Below are 16,988 nucleotides of genomic sequence, written 5' to 3' on the forward strand. Positions count from 1 at the left end.
ATGCCCGCGTGGAGGGTAGTAAGTCGGTTAGCTGCAATTCGTGCTCGATTGCAGTGCTTCAACACAAACGTTCGCCTTGGCGCAGAGACAACAGTGCTCCCTTCAGGCACACGACTGCTGTGTCTGCTGGAAGACAGTAGATGGCCGCTGCCACCCCTGCCGGAGATTTCGTATGCAGGCAAACCTACAGGGCGATTCATCAAACGTCAACAAAAAATTGTGACGAAATTAAAGTTTTTGTGACGAACGTCCCACCTGGAGGGACGAATTGCCTTTTGACGTTTGTGCAGGGAAAATTAGTAAGTGTCGATCTACTAATACTTAAGCCTATCGTCTACGCGGTCGCCGTGGCTGGGAGGCTGGCTGGTGACGATGATGCGCAGAGGCTTGTCGCCGCGGTTGTGCGCGCAGTGAATCTGGCCGGGAGCGATCTCGATTCCCTCGCCTGCCTTCACCACGAAGTCATGGTGCTCGATCTCCATGGTCAGCTCGCCTTCGAGCACGTAGAAGAACTGTCGCGCGCGGACGTGGTGGTGCGGAGTCTCGGCGGCGCCGGGAGGCATGCCCTCCTCGATGATCTGAAGCTCGGGCGTCTTCACCAGGTACCAGCCGTCGCAGTTGTCTCCCCATGTGTAATGTTCGGCGTTCGCGGTCGAGATGATCTTCGCAGGCATAGAGACAGGTATGGGGAGCAGGGTTGAGCGGGGGCCGGAGGCTTTCTACTCCCTACTCCCTACTCCCTACTCCCTACTCCCTGCCTACAGCGGTATGTTGCCGTGTTTGCGCGGCGGATTCTTCTCGCGCTTAGTGGCCAGCATGTCGAGCGCCGTGTTCAGGCGGCGGCGCGTCTCGCTGGGGCGGATGACGGCGTCGATGTAGCCGCGCTCGGCGGCGACGTAGGGGTTGGCGAAGCGCTCGCGGAACTCCTCCACCTTCTCGCTGCGGGCCTCAGCGAGCACCTCGAGCTTCTGCTCCTCGCTCAGCGAGACGCCCTGCGGCATCACCGCCTGTGCGCGGCGGAGGACCTGATCGAGCTCGCGCTTGTAAACGATGTTGACCGCGCCCTCCGGTCCCATGACGGCGATCTCCGCCGTCGGCCAGGCGAGGTTGACGTCGGTGCGCAGGTGCTTGGAGCTCATGACGCAGTAGGCCCCGCCGTAGGCCTTGCGCGTGATGACGGTCAGCTTCGGCACCGTCGCCTCGGCGAAGGCGTAGAGCAGCTTGGCGCCGTGGCGGATGATGCCGCCGTGCTCCTGCCGCGTGCCGGGCATGAAGCCGGGGACGTCCTCGAAGGTGATCAGCGGGATGTTGAAGGCATCGCAGAAGCGTACGAAGCGCGCGCCTTTGACGGAGGCGTCGATGTCGAGGACGCCGGCGAGGGCGGCGGGCTGGTTCCCCACGATTCCGACTGGACGCCCGTTCATCCTCGCGAAGCCGACGACGAGGTTGCGCGCGTAGTGCTCGTGCACCTGGAAGAGATAGCCGTCGTCGACGATGCGCGTGATGACGTCGACCATGTCGTAGGGCTGGTTGCTCTCGTCCGGGATGATGGTGTCGAGCGCGGCGTCGGCGCGGTCGGGCGAGTCGCTGGTCGCGCGGCGCGGAGGGTCGTCGAGGTTGTTCGACGGGATGAAGGAGACCAGCTCGCGGATCATCGCCAGGCACTCGCGGTCGTCGTGCGCCATGAAGTGCGCGACGCCGGAGATCTCGTTGTGCGTGGTCGCACCGCCCAGTGCATCCTTCGTCACGTCCTCGTGCAGCACGGTCTTGATGACGTCCGGACCGGTGACGAACATGTAGCTTGTTTTTTCCGTCATCAGGGTGAAGTCGGTTATCGCGGGGGAGTAGACGGCTCCGCCGGCGCACGGCCCCATGATGGCGGAGATCTGCGGGACGACGCCGCTCGAGAGCGTGTTGCGCAGAAAGATGTCGGTGTAACCGGCGAGGGAGACGACGCCCTCCTGGATGCGCGCGCCCCCGGAGTCGTTGAGGCCGATGACGGGCGCGCCGACCTTGATGGCCATGTCCATGATCTTCACGATCTTGGCTGCGTTGGCCTCGGAGAGCGAGCCGCCGAAGACGGTGAAGTCCTGCGCGAAGACGAAGACGACGCGGCCGTCGATGCGGCCGTGGCCGGTGATGAAGCCGTCGCCGGGGACGCGCTGCTGGTCCATGCCGAAGTCGGAGGCGCGGTGGGTGACGAACTTGTCGGTCTCCTCGAAGGTTCCCTCGTCGAGGAGGAGGTCGATGCGCTCGCGGGCGGAGAGCTTGCCAATCTCGTGTTCCCGGGCGCGCCGCTCGGGGCCGCCGCCCTCCTCGGCGATGGCGTGGCGAGCGGCCAGCTCGGCGAGCTTCTGTTCGTGAGGGGTGAGCTTGCGCTGGGGAGGAGCGGGATGTTCGGCGGCTGCCATAGCCAGCGATTCTAACAAGCTCGTTCAGGTGCTTGCTTTGGGTACCCTCCCCTCCCCTAAAATGGTGCAAAGTATTCAAAGGTTATGACTTAGCTGGGTACCTTGTATTTCGGCGGCTTGTAAAGTATTGATTTTATTCGGTACGCCCAGACGGCATCTATGCAAAGTATTCATTAATCATGATTTAGCTCTGCAGCTCGTAGAAATCCCGACCGTTGGGCCATGGAAGATCCTGGTCGGTCGAGATAGTTCTATTTTAGAAGGTCGAAGAGAATTAATCGGCAACCAAGGTGGTTGATGGAACTGATTCAGGAGCGGTGGTTTACAGGTAGTTTGGAGTTTTGATGGGCTTGACAGACGAGCAGTGCGAATTGCATTTTTGTGCACTGTTTTTGAATATTGCACCGATATAGAAATCGGTGCACACTATGATTATGAGGTCTAATATCAATCTCGACAGGGATGCCTACGACTTTGCCTCGGCCTATGCGAGGGCGAAGGGTATTCCTTTGGGTGCGGCAATCAGCGAGTTGCTTCGGCGCGCAGAGCAGATGCCGGAGCCTCCAGCCAGTGAGTCCTCACGGTTGAAGACGAACGAGCACGGTTATTTGGTGATTGCGGGGACGGGTAAGACGATCACTTACGAGATGGTCAAGGCAGCCTCGGAGGATGAGGTTGTCTAAGGTTACACAGGCTCCGCGATATCTGCTCGATGTGAATGTGTTTGTAGCGCTTCTGGATGAGCGGCATGTCCACCACTCTGTTGTGACGGTGTGGTTCAACACGCCCGGCCTCCAGTGGGGCATTTGTCCGTTTACGGAGGCGGGCTTTTTGCGCTATGCGACGAGGCCTGAGACCGGCAACATGACCATGAGCGAGGCGAGCAGAATTCTAGCGCGGATCATCGAAGCTCCGGGGTATCAGTACCAGCCCGTGACAGATGACTGGCATACGCTGTGCCGTCCCTTATTCCCGCGACTCTTTGGTCCCAACCAGATCACCGATGCCTACCTGCTTGGGCTGGCGGTGCGCGAGGGGCTGGTGCTGGTGACGCTGGACAAGGCCATCCTTCATCTGGCCGGGGAGTATCGGAGCCATGTGCTTTTGCTGACGGAGCAGGCTCACTGACAGAGGGAAAGAGGCGGTTCGCGCCTTCCCGCGAATGACTCAGGAGGCGTCGATCTTAACCGAGAAACGCTTAAGCACCCCACTTTCGCCCTCCCACCGGCGCCAGTATTTGAGGCGGAGCGTGGCACTACCCGCCGCGAGGACTTTGATCCGGAACTGGGCATCGCCACCCGACCCGACCACACCGGATGGATAGTTGGCGGTGGCTTCCTCAAGCTCAAACAGGTGAGTGTCTAGGTTGTCGGGCTCCCAGCGATACCCGGTGGTGGCGTTCTCGGCGAGATGAAGCTCGAGCGTGTCGCCTACCTGCGCGCGCACCTGCCCGCCATCGTTTTGTTCGGTGACCGTAATTGTCATCAGCGCCCTCCTCGCGCTGGTGGGCGCCACGGCGCTGCCCGGAGTATGGGCACATGCTCCGAGCAGCGGGATAAGTCCGGCGACCGCAGCCAGCAGGATGCTCCTCAACGCAGAGTCAGAGCGTGACTCCGTAGCTTTCGTTGAAGAAGGCCGCGTTGATATAGTTTTCGCTTGCATAGGCAAAGCCCTTGTCGCCCCAGCCGGTGTTCCAGCTGTTGCGAACGATGAAGCGTTGGTCGGTAGTGTAACCGACCACCGCCACTGCATGGCCACCGCGCACGGTGTTGGGCATGAAGGTGTCGAGCTTGCCGCCGGTCGCGGTTGCGTTGTCCCACGTATGGTCAACGTTGAGTCCGACCAGGATGGGGCCGTGTTGTGCGAGCCACCCCCCGCCAGTTGGGTAGATTCCGCTGCAGGTTGAAGTAGGCGGCAATTTTGCGCGTCGCTGCGGTTGCGAAGAAGGTGTCCTCATCTCCGGTGTACATGGCTGTAACGATATTGAACGGCAGCATCGTCTCCGGTGCCGCGCCAAACCTCCGCAAGATGTCGACTGCAGCTTTCAACGTGGTGCCGGCGCCCTCGATCATCGTCTCGGTACGCGTTGTGAACTGGTCGGTCTCCTTGGATGCCATCCATGTGAATCGTGGTGAAAGTTTTGCGTTCTGCGGCAGGCGGTTGGCCATGGCGAACATATAGCGCGCTACACCGTCGGTCGAGCCCCATCCGACGCACGAACCGGTGTTCTTCTGGTCGCCGATGTCCCACCATGGCTTGCGCAGATCGACACTGGCGGGAAGTGCCGCCGGTGCCGCCAGCGCACCCGATGCGATCGCCTGGTGAAACTGCCAGTCCGTTTCCGTATTGCGGGATGGTACAAGGTTGCAGATGCGCTCCTGCTCGGGGCGCGTCGTCGTTTCCGCCATGATTGACCTCCAAACACTTCGCAAGACTAAGCCCTGCAAATCGCGCGCGGATAAATCCAATTTGCGAGGGTTTAGCGAGATTATGTGGTTACGGGTGCCCGCGGCCCGCCCGTGTCTGAATGGAGTGTCCCTGAGAAGGATGAATGTATTTAGAAGAGACCGGGAAAAAGGGCCGAAAGAGCGATCGTGGGTCGTCAACTTTCAGGTGCGGAAGCGCATATATACTGCCTGTCCAATTTGTCAAGCTAATAAATAGGAACGTGAAGGGCAGCTCGTCACCCTGCAGGGTGGGAACCAAGTCACTCATCAAGCCTGAAGGCCTGGCGTACCCCGAAGCGGTTCGAGCTTCGCTCGAATGATCCCACTCATGTCGCAATGAAGCTGCGCCGGGAAATGGGACACCCGGCTCTCGCGACTGGTCGGCAAATAAAAAGCGAATAAAATCTCTTCAGCGAACTCCACTTATGACCTCCGCGCCACATCCCGACCGCTTCAGCTTTATGCACATCGACCTGAACAGCTTCTTTGCGTCGGTGGAGCAGCAGCTGCACCCGGAGTATCGCGGCAAGCCTTTGGCTGTGGTGCCGACGATGGCGGACACGACGTGCTGCATCGCGGCGAGCTATGAGGCGAAGGCGTTTGGGGTGAAGACGGGCACGCAGGTGGGTGAGGCCAAGAAGATGTGTCCGGGGATCATCCTGATCGAGGGCAATCATACGGAGTATGCGAAGTACTCGGCGGAGATTGCGAAGGCGGTGGAGCTTTGCTGTCCGGTGGCGCATACGCCTTCGATCGACGAGATGGTGTGCCAGCTGATGGGGCGGGAGCAGGAGCCTCCGCGGGCGAGGAAGATTGCGCTGGAGATCAAGCAGTCGATCTACAGGAACGTGGGCGTGGCGCTGCGGTGTTCGATTGGGATGGCTCCGAACCGCTACCTGGCGAAGATTGCGAGCGACATGCAGAAGCCGGATGGGCTGATTGGGCTGCTGCCGTCGCAGTTGCCGCGTGCGATTGCGCATCTGGAGCTGCGCGACCTGCCGGGCGTGGGCGCACGCACTGAGGTTCGGCTGAACGCGAAGGGCATCACGACGATGGAGCAGCTGCTGGCGTTGGACCGCAACGGTATGCACAGCCTGTGGAACAGCGTGTGGGGCGACCGGATGTATCACTGGCTGAGGGGCGGCGAGACGGGCGACGACGGCGCGACGGTGATGAGCGATGTGCAGAAGTCGCTGGGACATTCGCACGTGATGGCGCCGGAGTTTCGCAGCGAGGAGGGCGCGTGGGCCATCGCCAACAAGCTGCTGCACAAGGCGGCGATGCGCCTGCGGATGGAGAGGTTCTACACGGGCTCGATGTCGATCGCGATCCGCTACCAGCTGACGCGCGAGCAGGCGGAGAGGATGAAGTCGAAGCGCCACTTCAGCGGGATCAAGCACTCGGGCTGGGGGATGGAGGCGCGGTTTCGCGAGTGCCAGGACACGCTGACGCTGCTCGAAGCGATGCGCGGGATGTGGGCTCGGCGGCCGCAGGGCGAGGAGTTTCGCAAGCCGTTCTTTGTGGGCGTGACGCTGCGGGATCTGGTGCCCGAAGACGAGCACCAGGAGGAGTTGTTCGGGGATCCGGACAATCGCACTCAACTATCAGCCACGATGGACAAGCTGAACCTGAAGTACGGGCATACGACGCTTCACTTCGGGAGCATGCTACCGGCGCGGGAGAGTGCGCCGACGCGGATCGCGTTTACGCAGATTCCGGTGCAGTATGGCGTGGACTATATGTAAGCGGTGCTATAGTTCTGCTCACGCATGCTGGCACGGCTTCGATCATGGCGCGGGGCGACAACCCCCGAAAAAATTGCGCTCGTTCTCATCGCGATAGGTCTGCTTCTTCCGACTGGTGTGGGGACATATTTCGCCACACGGAATTGGATTTCCCTCGATGAGCCCATTAACCTGAGCTCGAAAAGTGCAAGAACATTCCAATTCAAGGTTAGAACGAGTGGTCTATACAGAATCGGCATTCGAACTGATCGAACAATTGCATTCCACAGATTGGACTGCCTTCTTGGCCTTGGACAACGAACCGCACTCAACGATTGCGGACAAATTCAGCAGGTTCTGGACTTGGATTGGCAACTATATCGATCCGGCGATCTGATTCAACAAGGAAAATACGGCGACAATCTAGGTGGGGGGCATAGCAAGGACTATATTGATGCCGAGTTTGGATATGTTTACGTAAAGAGAGGGCGATACACGCTCATCATAACCCCGACTAAAAATAGTCAATTGCTTGCTCCAACTAATCCGAGAGCACATTTTGAAATAGCTAGCGACTACTATGTCGGGTCACTGATACTGCAATCAGGTTCTCTTTTCTTCGGAGTTTTTCTGATTGTCGTCGGTTCGGCGATCATGGCGATACAACAATGGCGACTGAAGAGAATGCGATCAGGAAGCATGATCTAGACCACTACGCCAGCCGTCTCGCTCCTTCTCCAACTGGCTTGCTTCATCTTGGTCACGCAGCGACCTTCTGGACGGCGTATCAACGAGCGCTGGAACAGGACGGCACGCTGCTGCTGCGTAATGAGGATCTCGATCCGCAGCGCTCGAAGCAGCAGTATGTCGATGCGATGATCGAGGACCTGGCCTGGCTGGGGATTGCGTGGACTCCGCCGATGGTGGTGCAGTCGGAGCGGATTCCGCTGTATCGCGAGGCGTTTGAGCGGTTGCTGGCGAGCGGTCATGCCTACGCCTGCACGTGCTCGCGGCGGGAGCTGGCGCAGATGGTTGCGGCTCCGCATGAGGATGCGGATGATGAGCCGGTGTACACGGGGCGATGCCGACCAGCGGAGGGTGCGGTGCCGCAGAGTCTTGCGCCGGGGATGAACTATCGGTTTCGCGTGCCGGATGGCGATGTGGTGCGGTTTGTGGATTGCAATCTTGGGCCGCAGAGCTTCACCGCCGGCGGGGACTTCGGCGACTTCCTGATCTGGCGCAAGGATGGTCTGCCGAGTTATCAGCTTGCGTGTGTGGTAGATGATGCGGCGATGCAGATTACGGAGGTGGTGCGTGGGGCCGACCTGCTGAAGTCGACGGCGCGGCAGATTTTGTTGCAGCGAGCGCTGGGGTTGCCTGCGGTGCAGTACTTTCATACGCCGTTGCTGCGCGACGAGCGTGGCATGCGGCTGGCGAAGAGGCACGATGCGCTGGCGATCCGTACGTTGCGAAACAAGGGGTTAGCTCCGGGCGATGTTTTGTGCATGTTTGGCGCGTGAACGCGGGGCGCCGGTTCTGCATCCCACTCTGCTGAAGGAGTGGATTTGGCATGAGGATTTTGAGGATGAGAATGCCGTGCCGCGCCGCTGTCGTGCTGGGAGCGGCGGTCGCACTTGCGAGCGGGTGCAACAAGCGGGTCGACAATACGATTCATTTCACGGACGCGATCAACACGTACTACACCGCGCATCCGGAGTGTCTGTGGAAGACGCCGGTGAAGTTTCCCGTTCAGGCCGACACGTCGGACACCAGCAAGACCACGCCCTATGACGCGCTGGTCGATCAGGGGCTGCTAGTCCGCACCACTGACCAGAAGACGGTGATGGTAGTGGCGAGCAAGCAGGTGAACAACTACGACCTCTCCGAGAAGGGGCGCGCGGCCTGGATGGCCGACACGGATCAGCCGGGCTTCGGCAACTTCTGCTACGGCCGCCGCAGGGTCACGAGCATCGACAGCTCGACGCCGACCAGCAACGAGCGCGGAGCAACTACGCAGGTGAGCTATCACTACACCGTTGCGGACACGCCCGCGTGGGCCACCGCCGAAGAGACGAAGAACGCCTACCCGCAGATACGCGCCGACCTCGAGGGAACGCACACCGGGCAGGCCATCCTGATCGAGACCAACGAGGGCTGGAAGCTGGCGCGCACGGGACCAATCGCACCTGCGCCCGCGCCTTCAGGCTCGTAATTCTTCGTTCGCAAACACAAAGATGGCCTGCACAGCGTTCTCTGCAGGCCATCTTGCTTCGTTTGATACGAACTACTCGTCGTCTTCCTCGGGGCCACCGGCGAGTGCGGCCTGCGTCTCGGCGTACGACTTCATCTGGTACTCGTGCGGCGGAGTTTCGCCGGCGAGATTGCGCACGAAGTAGTCCCAGCGTCGCCGCGTCATGTACTGCGAGGCCTCGGCGTAGCCGTGCTGCACGTTGGGGATCATCAGCAGATCGAAGTCTTTGTTGGCCTTGATCAGCGCGTCGACGACGAGCAGCGTGTTGTTCGGCGGCACATTGTTATCCATCGTTCCGTGCGCCAGCAGCAGCTTGCCCTTCAGATTCTTCGCGATGTTCTGATTGGCCTGGCTGTCGTAGTTGCTGGTACCGTCGGGGTTCTTCACCTCGAGGCCAGCCCACTTCTCTGCCCAGTCGTCCTCGTAGTCGCGCTGGTCATGATTGCCGCTCTCGGCGATGCCGACCTTGAAGAAGTCGGGATAGTTGAACATCGCCGCAGCTGTTGCGTTGCCTCCGCCGGAGTGGCCATACATGCCCGCGCGATCGATGTCGATCCACGGGTAGCGCGCGGTCAGCTCCTTCATTCCCGCGACCTGGTCGGGGATGGTGTTGTCGCCGAGGTTGCCGTAGTAGGCCTCGTGGAAGGCCTTCGAGCGCCACGGCGTTCCCATGCCGTCGATGCAGACGACGACGAAGCCGAGTTCGGCGAGCGACTGCATGTCGCGGTGCGCGGCCGCGAAGCTGCGGGAGCCACACGAGCCCGTCTGCGGCCCCGGATAGACGTTGTTCACGATGGGATACTTCTTCGTCGCGTCGAAGTTCGTCGGCTTGAAGAGGAAGCCGTAGAGGTCCGTCTTGCCATCGCGCGCCTTCACGGTGATGGACACCGGCGGAACCCAGCCTGCGGCGACGAGCTTCGTAATGTCCTGCTTGGCCACCGCGAGCGCAAGCTTGCCCGTGCTGTCGCGCACGACCGCGGTCTGCGGCTCGGTCGGCGTCGAGGCGACATCAACAAAGTATTTGCCGTCGGGCGATGCGGTGACGTTGTGATCCGCGTTCTCAGGGGTCAGCAGCTTCATGCCGCTGCCGTCAAAGCGAATGCTGTAGTAGTGCTGGAAGTACGGGTCGCGGCCCTTCTCCTTGCCGACCGCGAGGAAGCAGAGCGTGCGCGAAGCGGCGTTGACCACCAGCACCTGCGTCACATTGCCCTCGCCGTGCGTGATCTGGTTCTTCAGCTTGCCCGTCGCACCGTCGTAGAGATACATCTGGCCCCAGCCGTCGCGCTCGCTGAACCACAGCACCTCGTTGGTGTCCCAGAGGTACTTCCAGTTCACGCGGCCGTTGCCGCTCTCGAAGAACTTCGGCGTGGTCTCGTTCATCACCTCGTGCACATCGCCGGTCGCGTCGTCGGCCACACGCAGCCATACCTGCTTGTGATCGCGCGAGCTGGAGGCAAAGGCGATCTTCGTCGCGTCGTCGCTCCACTGCACGTCATCCCACCCGCCGCCGCGGCAGTGAACGTCGTCACAGAGCGTCGAGCGATGCTGGTCCGGCGGCATCTTCAGGCGAACGACCTTCGGCGCATCCACCTCGATGACGACGCGCTCGATCATCGTGACGTCGGCATCGCCCACCAGCGGGTACTTCCAGGCCTTCAGCTTCGGATGTCCGTTGGTCACAGGCACCAGGTACATCTCGCCGACCTTGCGCTGGTCCTGCTGAAAGGTCGCGATCTTCTTCGAGTCCGGTGACCACAGCAGCACCGGCGCGTCGCTCGACTGCCAGCCGGCGTTGTCGGTGGCGTAGCCGTAGTCCTTCACGCCGTCGGTGGTGAGCTGCGTCTCCTTGCCGGTCGCGGTGTCGCGCACCCACAGGTTCCAGTCGCGGATGAAGGCCGCTTTGGTGCCGTCAGGAGAGAGCTCGAAGGCCGCGCGGCCGCGTGCTCCGCTACGGCCTTCCTTCTGTCCGCGCTGCAGATCGGTCGACTTGCAAATGCCCGTGCCGGAGAGGTCGCAGCGCCAGTGTCGCTGCCCGGTCGCCAGGACGACGGTGTGGTCGTTGTCGGCTAAGGTGAACTCTGTAATCGGAAGCTTGTTCGCCTGAAAGGTCGATTCGCCGCGCGGTCTGCCCTCAGCTTCGACTGCAGCGTTCAGCGCGCTGGCCAGCTTTGCATGATCAAACGCCGGGCCCTTCGTTCCCTTCGCGGGATCGAGCAGCGTGTACGTCGTCCCCTCGGGTCCGCGATCGCGATACCACGCACGCCCGTCAGGCATCCACGCCGGATGATCCACACTGTGGAACACCAGCGGATTCACGTTGTAGTTCATGAAGCGCTCGGCCCGCGCATAGTCCTCGGTGGTGAGCTGCCTTCCCTGCTGTGCGATCCCGGCTCCCGTAAGCGACGCCAGCAGAACCACCGCCGACGCGCGCACAATCTTTCCTGACGACATTCTTCGATCCTCCAACTACTTCCTGCCTGTTTGGTGTGTGAAATTGATGACGCCCAGTCTACCGCTACGCGCAGGTTCTGCAATAAGGACGTTCATTCGCGTTGATTCGCTTCACTCTCGCCCTCAATCTTCCACAGAATCTGGCGTAGGACGCCCATCCAGATGGGAACGTCCGCCGCGCTGAGGCCCATGCGAAGCACCAGCCGGCGCAAATCAGCCTCGCTGCAATTCGCGGGATGCCGCCGCATGTACCCTGTGGATTCGAGCGTCTGGCGGAAGAGCGCCAGAAGACGCTCCACCTCGCCCGCGCTCGCCGCCTCGCGAATCCCCAGCGCCGCCTGCTCTCCCGGCCACCGCACCAGCTCGTACAAACACACCGCCGCCGCCTGGCCGAGATTCATCGAGGGATGGCGCAGGTCTTCGTGCTCGTGCATGGGAATCGTGAGCAGCCAGTGGCAGTGGCTCAGCTCCTCGTTGCTCAGCCCCGTCTTCTCGGACCCGAAGAGCAGCGCGACGCGGGCGTTCTCGGAGGCAAGCTCCTCGTGAATCAACGAGGAAGCCTCCGGCAGGGCGTGCAGAGGATGCTCGAGCGCGCGCTCCCCCACCGCAGTCGTCCCGACGACCAGCGTGCAGTCCGCAACAGCTTCGGCGACCGACGCGAAACTCTTCGCCGACGCGAGCACGCCCGCTGCATCCACCGCCGCGCGCGCCTCCTCGAAGGGCACGGCGTAGTCGTTCACAATCCGCAGATGGCGGAAGCCGAAGTCGTGCATCGCGCGCGCCACCGCGCCGATGTTGCCGGGATTGCGCGCGCGCACCAGCACGACGACGACGCCATCCAGTAGCTGCTCAGGACTCACACCACTATTTTAGGCGAGCAAAAAGCAGGCGGCCCGAGCGCAACCGCCCGGACCGCCTGCTTCCTAACCAGAGAGTCTTACCGTGTTACCGCGAATGCGGTTCGTTGTGCTGTTCGTTGTGCTGTTCGTTGTGCTGTTCGTTGTGCTTCTCGTTGTGAATCTGCTCGTTCACATGGTTCTGCTCGCGGTTTACCTGCTGGTGCTCCTGCTGGGTCAGGTGGCCGCCGTTCGCCTGCCTGTCGGCGCGCACCTGCTGGTTGATGTTCGCCTCGCGGTTCTCGACGTGCTGCGTCTCACGCGGCGTCAGCTGGCCGGATCGCACGCCATTGGCGACCCTCTGCTGCTGCACCTCGCGACGCTCGTTCACCGTCGACATTGCCATCGTCTGCGGACGGCCGTGGTTTACCGATGCCAGCTGGCCGCGATCCGCGTGCATCGCCTGCTCGTGCGCCATCTGGTTCGACGTGGGCTGGAAGTGGTGCTCGTTGAAGGCCACGTGCTCCGACGCTGACTCCTGCACGCGCAGACCACCGTTGCCGCCGTTGTAGCTCACGCGGTTCACATTGTTCACCACCACCGTCTTGTTGTAAACATTCGTCACGTTCGTGATTCTGATGTTGTTTACTGAGCGGTTGTACGCGAAGGCGCCGTTTCTCCAGTAGCCGCCCTCATACCCGTGTCCCGTATAGCCGTAGCCGTAGTTCACGCCGCCGTAGAAGCCGATGTGCGGCCCCCAGTAGCCGGCGTGGAAGAGGTACGCGCCGCCGCTCCAGCCCCAGTAGCCCGGCGTCCACAGCACGCCAGCCGTCGGAGGCATCACCCACACGCCCGGCACCCAGTAGTAGCCTTCCGAACCCCAAGCCCAGTAGCCCGGCGTCCAGATGTAGCCCGCCGCGGGGATCGGAGGCTGCTCGTACACCGGCAGCGGAGGAGGAGGCGTGTTGACCGAGATTCCGATCGCAACATTGACTGCCCCAAACGACGCAGCCGGAAGAGCGGTCATGACCGCGGCCGCAAGAACCATCACTCGTACTTTCTTTGTTGTGTACATATTCATCCCTCGGACCCAATTTCCTTCAGAACTACAGCAGGTAAACACACCCCTGCCCACGAAGTTTTGCCATCAGCGCAAAATCTGCGCCTCCAACTGCAACTTAAGTTGTGGCGAAAGCCGCAACCATTTGCCCTTCACTTGCATCCGGCGCCAGCCTTCAGAACACACGCGACGGTCCGCGTCGTTTAAACTCAAATCCTGCACCCCCGCAGCATCGTGTCCGACAACTTCGCCCAACTCGTCAAGCAGCAGGCCGACATCGTGCGCATCATCGGCGAGTACGTGAAGCTGCGCAAGACCGGCGCGCAGAACTACACCGGCCTCTGCCCCTTCCACAAAGAGAAGACCGGCTCGTTCTCGGTCAACGCGACGCACGGCTACTTCTACTGCTTCGGCTGCCACGAGAAGGGCGACGTCTTCACCTTCGTGATGAAGCTTGAGAACCTGAGCTTCCCCGAGGCCGTGCGCGCCGTCGCGCAAAAAGCCGGCATCCCACTTCCCAAGCGCGAGTTCACCTCGCCCGAGGAGGCCCGAGAGGCCGGCCTGCGCCGCCAGCTCGTCGACATCCACGAGGCCGCGACCCAGTACTTCGAGGCAGCGCTCAAATCAGCCGAGGCAGCACGCGCCCGCGAGTACCTCACCGGACGCGGCGTCACCGCCGAGACGATCCAGAAGTTCCGCATCGGCTACGCCCCGGACGACTTCAACCACATGCGCAACGCGCTCGCGCAGCACTTCAGCGAAGAGGTGCTGCGCGCCAGCGGCCTCTTCTCTGCGAAGGAGCAGGCCGACGGCTCGCCCGGCCCGATGTACGCGCGCTTCCGCAAACGCATCACCTTCCCCATCGCCAACGAGCAGGGCAAGACCATCGCCTTCACCGCGCGCGCCCTCGACGCGCAGGACGAGAAAGGCCGCGACATCGCCAAGTACCTCAACTCGCCCGAGACCGCGCTCTACACCAAGGGCCAGGTGCTCTTCAATCTCGACAAGGCGAAGGGTGACATCCGCACGCTCGACTTCGCTCTCCTCGTCGAAGGCCAGATGGACTGCATCTCGGTCTACATGGCGGGCATCCGCAACGTGCTCGCGACCTCAGGCACGGCGTTCACCGAGGCGCAGGTGCGGCTGCTCTCGCGCTTCACCAAACGCGTTGTCGTCAACTTCGACCCCGACACCGCAGGCGCGAACGCCGCCGAGAAATCGCTCTCCTTGCTGACCGAAGAGGCCTTCGAGGTGAAGATCGTCACGCTCGAAGGCGGTCTCGACCCCGACCGCTTCGTCCGCGAGAACGGCCTCGAGGCCTACATGGGCGCATTGCGTACCGCCAAGCGCCACTCGGACTACCTGATCGACCGCGCCCGCCAGCTTCACCCCGCGCGCACCACCGACGCCAAGGTGAAGGCGATGAACTTCCTTCTGCCGCACATCCGCCGCATGCCCGCGGCGCTCCAGCGCGACGAGTTCGCCGCCGACGCCGCGCAGAAGCTCGGCATCGACTCCGCCATCCTGCGCCAGGAGCTGCGCCAGGCCGCCGCGCAGCGCGTCGAAAGCGTCCGCTCGCACCAGCACGACCCCGCCAGCGAGACCGAGCGCATCCTGCTGCGTGCACTCGTCCTCAGCGACAGCGACCCCGCACGCACCCTCGCCTCCGCCCGCCTCGCCGAGCACCCCGAGTGGTACGACGGCCTGCCCTCCTCGGCGGTCCTCGAAGCGCTCACCCTCGCCCCCGCGCCGCCGAACCCTCTCGACGCCGCGCCCGACCAGACCTCCCGCGTCCTGCTCGCCCGCGCACTCGAGCATCCCGCCGAACCCGCCGACGGAGCCGTTATCGAGCCCGCCTCGCTCGCCGACCAGGTCGCCGACGCGCTCCACACCCTCGAGCGCCGCCACCTCGAACGCCGCCAGCGCGAGACCCGCACCCTCATCGCCGAGGCCGAGCGACGCGGCGACAACGACATGCTCACAAAGCTCATCCACGAGAAGCTCCAACTCGATCGCCGCCTCCGCGAGCACTAGCCGGCCCGCCTCTCCCCGCTTGTTACAATCACAGGAGATGCCTCCCTCGCTGCCGCAATCAGCAACGATCCAACGGGCCACCCCGTCCTCTTCCGTCTTCTCTGAACCGGGCGTCGCGCTTCACCGCGAACCACAGCAGCCCTGAAGGCCGGTCTGATGGACTCTTCCACCAAGCGACGGCTCGCCCTCGGCTTTCTCTCCAACTGGATCGCGAAGCTTGCCGGAACCATCGTGCAGCTTGTGCAGGTCCCCGTCTTCCTGCACTTCTGGGGCGTCCCTCTCTACGGCGAGTGGATGATCGTCACCGCCGTCCCTTCCTATCTCCAGATCAGCAACTTCGGCTTCGGCTCCGTCGCTGGCAACGAGATGGCCATGATGACCGCGCGCGGCGACCGCGAAGGCGCCCTGCGCGTCTTCCAGAGCTGCTGGTGGCTCATCACCTTCATCTGCACCACCTGTATCGTCCTGCTCGGCCTTACCGTCTACTGGCTCCCCGCCGCGCACTACCTCAAGCTCAACGCCATCGGCGAGACCGACACCAAGTGGATCATCTTCTACCTCGGCTGCGCCGTTTTGCTCGCCCAGCTTGAGTCGTTGCTGCAGTCCGCCTACCGCTGCATCGGCCGCTATCCCTACGGCGCCTTTCTCAAGAGCATGTTCTCGCTCACCGCCTTCGGAGCCATGCTCATCCCCGTCGCGCTCGGCGGAGGAGCCCGCGTCACAGCGCTCGTCTTCGCCCTGGCCAACGTCTTCTTCACCGTCGTGATGTCCGTCATGATGCGGCGCGACATCCCCTGGATCCGCTTCGGCTGGAGCCACGCCAGCTTCGCCGAGATCCGCCGCCTCACCAAACCCGCCTTCGCCTTCATGGCCTTCCCCATCGGCAACGCTCTGAACCTGCAGGGGACCCTGATGGCCGTGGGCTACGCGCTCGGCCCGACGTCCGTCGTCATCTTCGGCACGGCGCGCACCGTCTCGCGCGTCGCCTTCCAGATCGTCCAGATGGTCAACAACACCTTCTGGCCCGAGATGTCCGCCGCCTTCGGGACCAACGACATCCCGCTCATTCGCACGCTGCACCGGCGCGCCTGCCAGATGGCGCTCGCCGTCAGCCTCTTCGTCGTCGCCGCCATGATGACGCTCGGCCCCTGGTTCCTCAACCACTGGACCGGAGGGCACGTTCCACCCAGCCGCGGCCTGCTCGCGATCCTTCTGCTGGTCGTCATCGCCAACGCACTCTGGTCCACAAGCTCCACGCTGCTTGCCGCGATCAACCGCCACCAGCGCCTCGCCGCCTGGTACCTCGTCGCAACCAGCATCACGGTCGTCCTCACCTACCTGCTGGCGAAACACCTCGGCCTCTACTGGGCCGCGGCGTCGCTCCTCGTCTCCGAGCTGGTAATGAACATGTACGTTCTCCCCGCCTCGCTGCACCTCTCGCACGACACCTTCGCCGAGTTCATGACCAGCATGGCGCACTTCCCGCAGTCGCTGCGCCCCGCCTCATTGCTTGCGCGCCTGAGGCGGACCTCCGCGCCCGGCCTGAATCCGCCCGAAGAGACCGTCTAGCATCTTCGGACTGCCGAAGAAGGCTCTGGGCACGCGCCCACCAAAACGTGCACGCGCCTCAAAATGTTGTCATCTCGACCGGAGCGCGCTGCGCGGAGTGGAGAGATCCGCTTCTCCACCATAGGACTCCCCCAGCCAAAGGCACACCGCAGCAAAGCAGATTGACAGCACCGGCACCCCGCCAGCAGGATGATCGTCTGTATCG

General features: G+C 62.4%; 16 protein-coding genes. 8 read left to right on the top strand and 8 right to left on the bottom strand.

The annotated features are described in order from the left end of the window. Positions 1–314: 314 nt before the first annotated feature. Both Q363_RS00505 and Q363_RS00510 read right to left on the bottom strand, forming a co-directional pair. Positions 315–674: a cupin domain-containing protein gene (locus Q363_RS00505; protein ID WP_035346990.1), complete on the bottom strand. Its 360-nt coding sequence runs from the start codon at positions 672–674 to the stop codon at positions 315–317. Positions 675–758: 84 nt separating this feature from the next. Continuing rightward, positions 759–2,411 (bottom strand): carboxyl transferase domain-containing protein, encoded by a 1,653-nt coding sequence (locus Q363_RS00510; RefSeq protein WP_035346991.1) that lies wholly within the window; start codon positions 2,409–2,411, stop codon positions 759–761. 434 nt (positions 2,412–2,845) lie between these two features. On the opposite strand from Q363_RS00510, the gene Q363_RS00515 reads away from it, so the two are divergent. Both Q363_RS00515 and Q363_RS00520 read left to right on the top strand, forming a co-directional pair. Beyond that, positions 2,846–3,094: a hypothetical protein gene (locus Q363_RS00515; protein ID WP_211256092.1), complete on the top strand. Its 249-nt coding sequence runs from the start codon at positions 2,846–2,848 to the stop codon at positions 3,092–3,094. Further along, complete coding sequence (locus Q363_RS00520; protein ID WP_035346997.1) at positions 3,087–3,539, top strand: PIN domain-containing protein; 453 nt, start codon at positions 3,087–3,089, stop codon at positions 3,537–3,539. The genes Q363_RS00515 and Q363_RS00520 overlap by 8 nt, the downstream gene beginning before the upstream one ends. 39 nt (positions 3,540–3,578) lie before the next feature. Here Q363_RS00520 and Q363_RS41920 read toward each other — a convergent pair whose 3' ends face one another. From Q363_RS41920 to Q363_RS00530, 3 genes are all read right to left on the bottom strand, one after another. Beyond that, on the bottom strand, positions 3,579–3,896 hold the full coding sequence (locus tag Q363_RS41920) for a protease inhibitor I42 family protein (protein ID WP_169746901.1): 318 nt from the start codon (positions 3,894–3,896) through the stop codon (positions 3,579–3,581). 115 nt (positions 3,897–4,011) lie between these two features. Next, the gene (locus Q363_RS42595) at positions 4,012–4,329 is read right to left on the bottom strand and encodes a C1 family peptidase (RefSeq protein ID WP_211256093.1); all 318 of its coding nucleotides are present in this window, start codon (positions 4,327–4,329) and stop codon (positions 4,012–4,014) included. Next, positions 4,238–4,819: a hypothetical protein gene (locus Q363_RS00530; protein WP_051978126.1), complete on the bottom strand. Its 582-nt coding sequence runs from the start codon at positions 4,817–4,819 to the stop codon at positions 4,238–4,240. The genes Q363_RS42595 and Q363_RS00530 overlap by 92 nt, the downstream gene beginning before the upstream one ends. A gap of 464 nt (positions 4,820–5,283) precedes the next feature. On the opposite strand from Q363_RS00530, the gene Q363_RS00535 reads away from it, so the two are divergent. The 4 genes from Q363_RS00535 (at position 5,284) to Q363_RS00545 (ending at position 8,794) form a co-directional block, all read left to right on the top strand. Further along, a complete protein-coding gene (locus Q363_RS00535) occupies positions 5,284–6,603 on the top strand; it encodes a DNA polymerase Y family protein (RefSeq protein ID WP_035346998.1) in 1,320 nt (439 codons plus the stop codon). 270 nt (positions 6,604–6,873) lie between these two features. Further along, positions 6,874–7,290: a hypothetical protein gene (locus Q363_RS39935; RefSeq protein WP_157466444.1), complete on the top strand. Its 417-nt coding sequence runs from the start codon at positions 6,874–6,876 to the stop codon at positions 7,288–7,290. After that, positions 7,251–8,102, top strand: coding sequence for a tRNA glutamyl-Q(34) synthetase GluQRS (gluQRS, locus tag Q363_RS00540; RefSeq protein WP_051978128.1), 852 nt, complete (start codon positions 7,251–7,253; stop codon positions 8,100–8,102). Before Q363_RS39935 ends, gluQRS begins: the two co-directional genes overlap by 40 nt. A gap of 65 nt (positions 8,103–8,167) precedes the next feature. Further along, positions 8,168–8,794, top strand: a complete 627-nt coding sequence (locus tag Q363_RS00545) for a hypothetical protein (RefSeq protein WP_035347000.1) — start codon at positions 8,168–8,170, stop codon at positions 8,792–8,794. Positions 8,795–8,866: 72 nt separating this feature from the next. On the opposite strand, the gene Q363_RS00550 is transcribed toward Q363_RS00545, so the two are convergent. The 3 genes from Q363_RS00550 to Q363_RS00560 all read right to left on the bottom strand — a co-directional run bounded on the left by Q363_RS00550 (position 8,867) and on the right by Q363_RS00560 (position 13,168). Beyond that, positions 8,867–11,284: a S9 family peptidase gene (locus Q363_RS00550; protein ID WP_051978130.1), complete on the bottom strand. Its 2,418-nt coding sequence runs from the start codon at positions 11,282–11,284 to the stop codon at positions 8,867–8,869. Positions 11,285–11,376: 92 nt separating this feature from the next. After that, the gene (locus Q363_RS00555; RefSeq protein ID WP_035347002.1) at positions 11,377–12,144 is read right to left on the bottom strand and encodes an RNA methyltransferase; all 768 of its coding nucleotides are present in this window, start codon (positions 12,142–12,144) and stop codon (positions 11,377–11,379) included. 85 nt (positions 12,145–12,229) lie between these two features. Further along, positions 12,230–13,168 (bottom strand): YXWGXW repeat-containing protein, encoded by a 939-nt coding sequence (locus Q363_RS00560; protein ID WP_245632000.1) that lies wholly within the window; start codon positions 13,166–13,168, stop codon positions 12,230–12,232. A gap of 246 nt (positions 13,169–13,414) precedes the next feature. Here Q363_RS00560 and dnaG point away from each other — a divergent pair, with 246 nt between their 5' ends. Then, positions 13,415–15,214, top strand: coding sequence for a DNA primase (dnaG, locus tag Q363_RS00565; protein ID WP_035347005.1), 1,800 nt, complete (start codon positions 13,415–13,417; stop codon positions 15,212–15,214). A gap of 156 nt (positions 15,215–15,370) precedes the next feature. After that, the gene (locus tag Q363_RS00570; RefSeq protein ID WP_035347007.1) at positions 15,371–16,783 is read left to right on the top strand and encodes a lipopolysaccharide biosynthesis protein; all 1,413 of its coding nucleotides are present in this window, start codon (positions 15,371–15,373) and stop codon (positions 16,781–16,783) included. Positions 16,784–16,988: the final 205 nt, after the last annotated feature.

The sequence above is a fragment of the Edaphobacter aggregans DSM 19364 genome, assembly GCF_000745965.1.
GTDB classification, from domain to species: domain Bacteria; phylum Acidobacteriota; class Terriglobia; order Terriglobales; family Acidobacteriaceae; genus Edaphobacter; species Edaphobacter aggregans.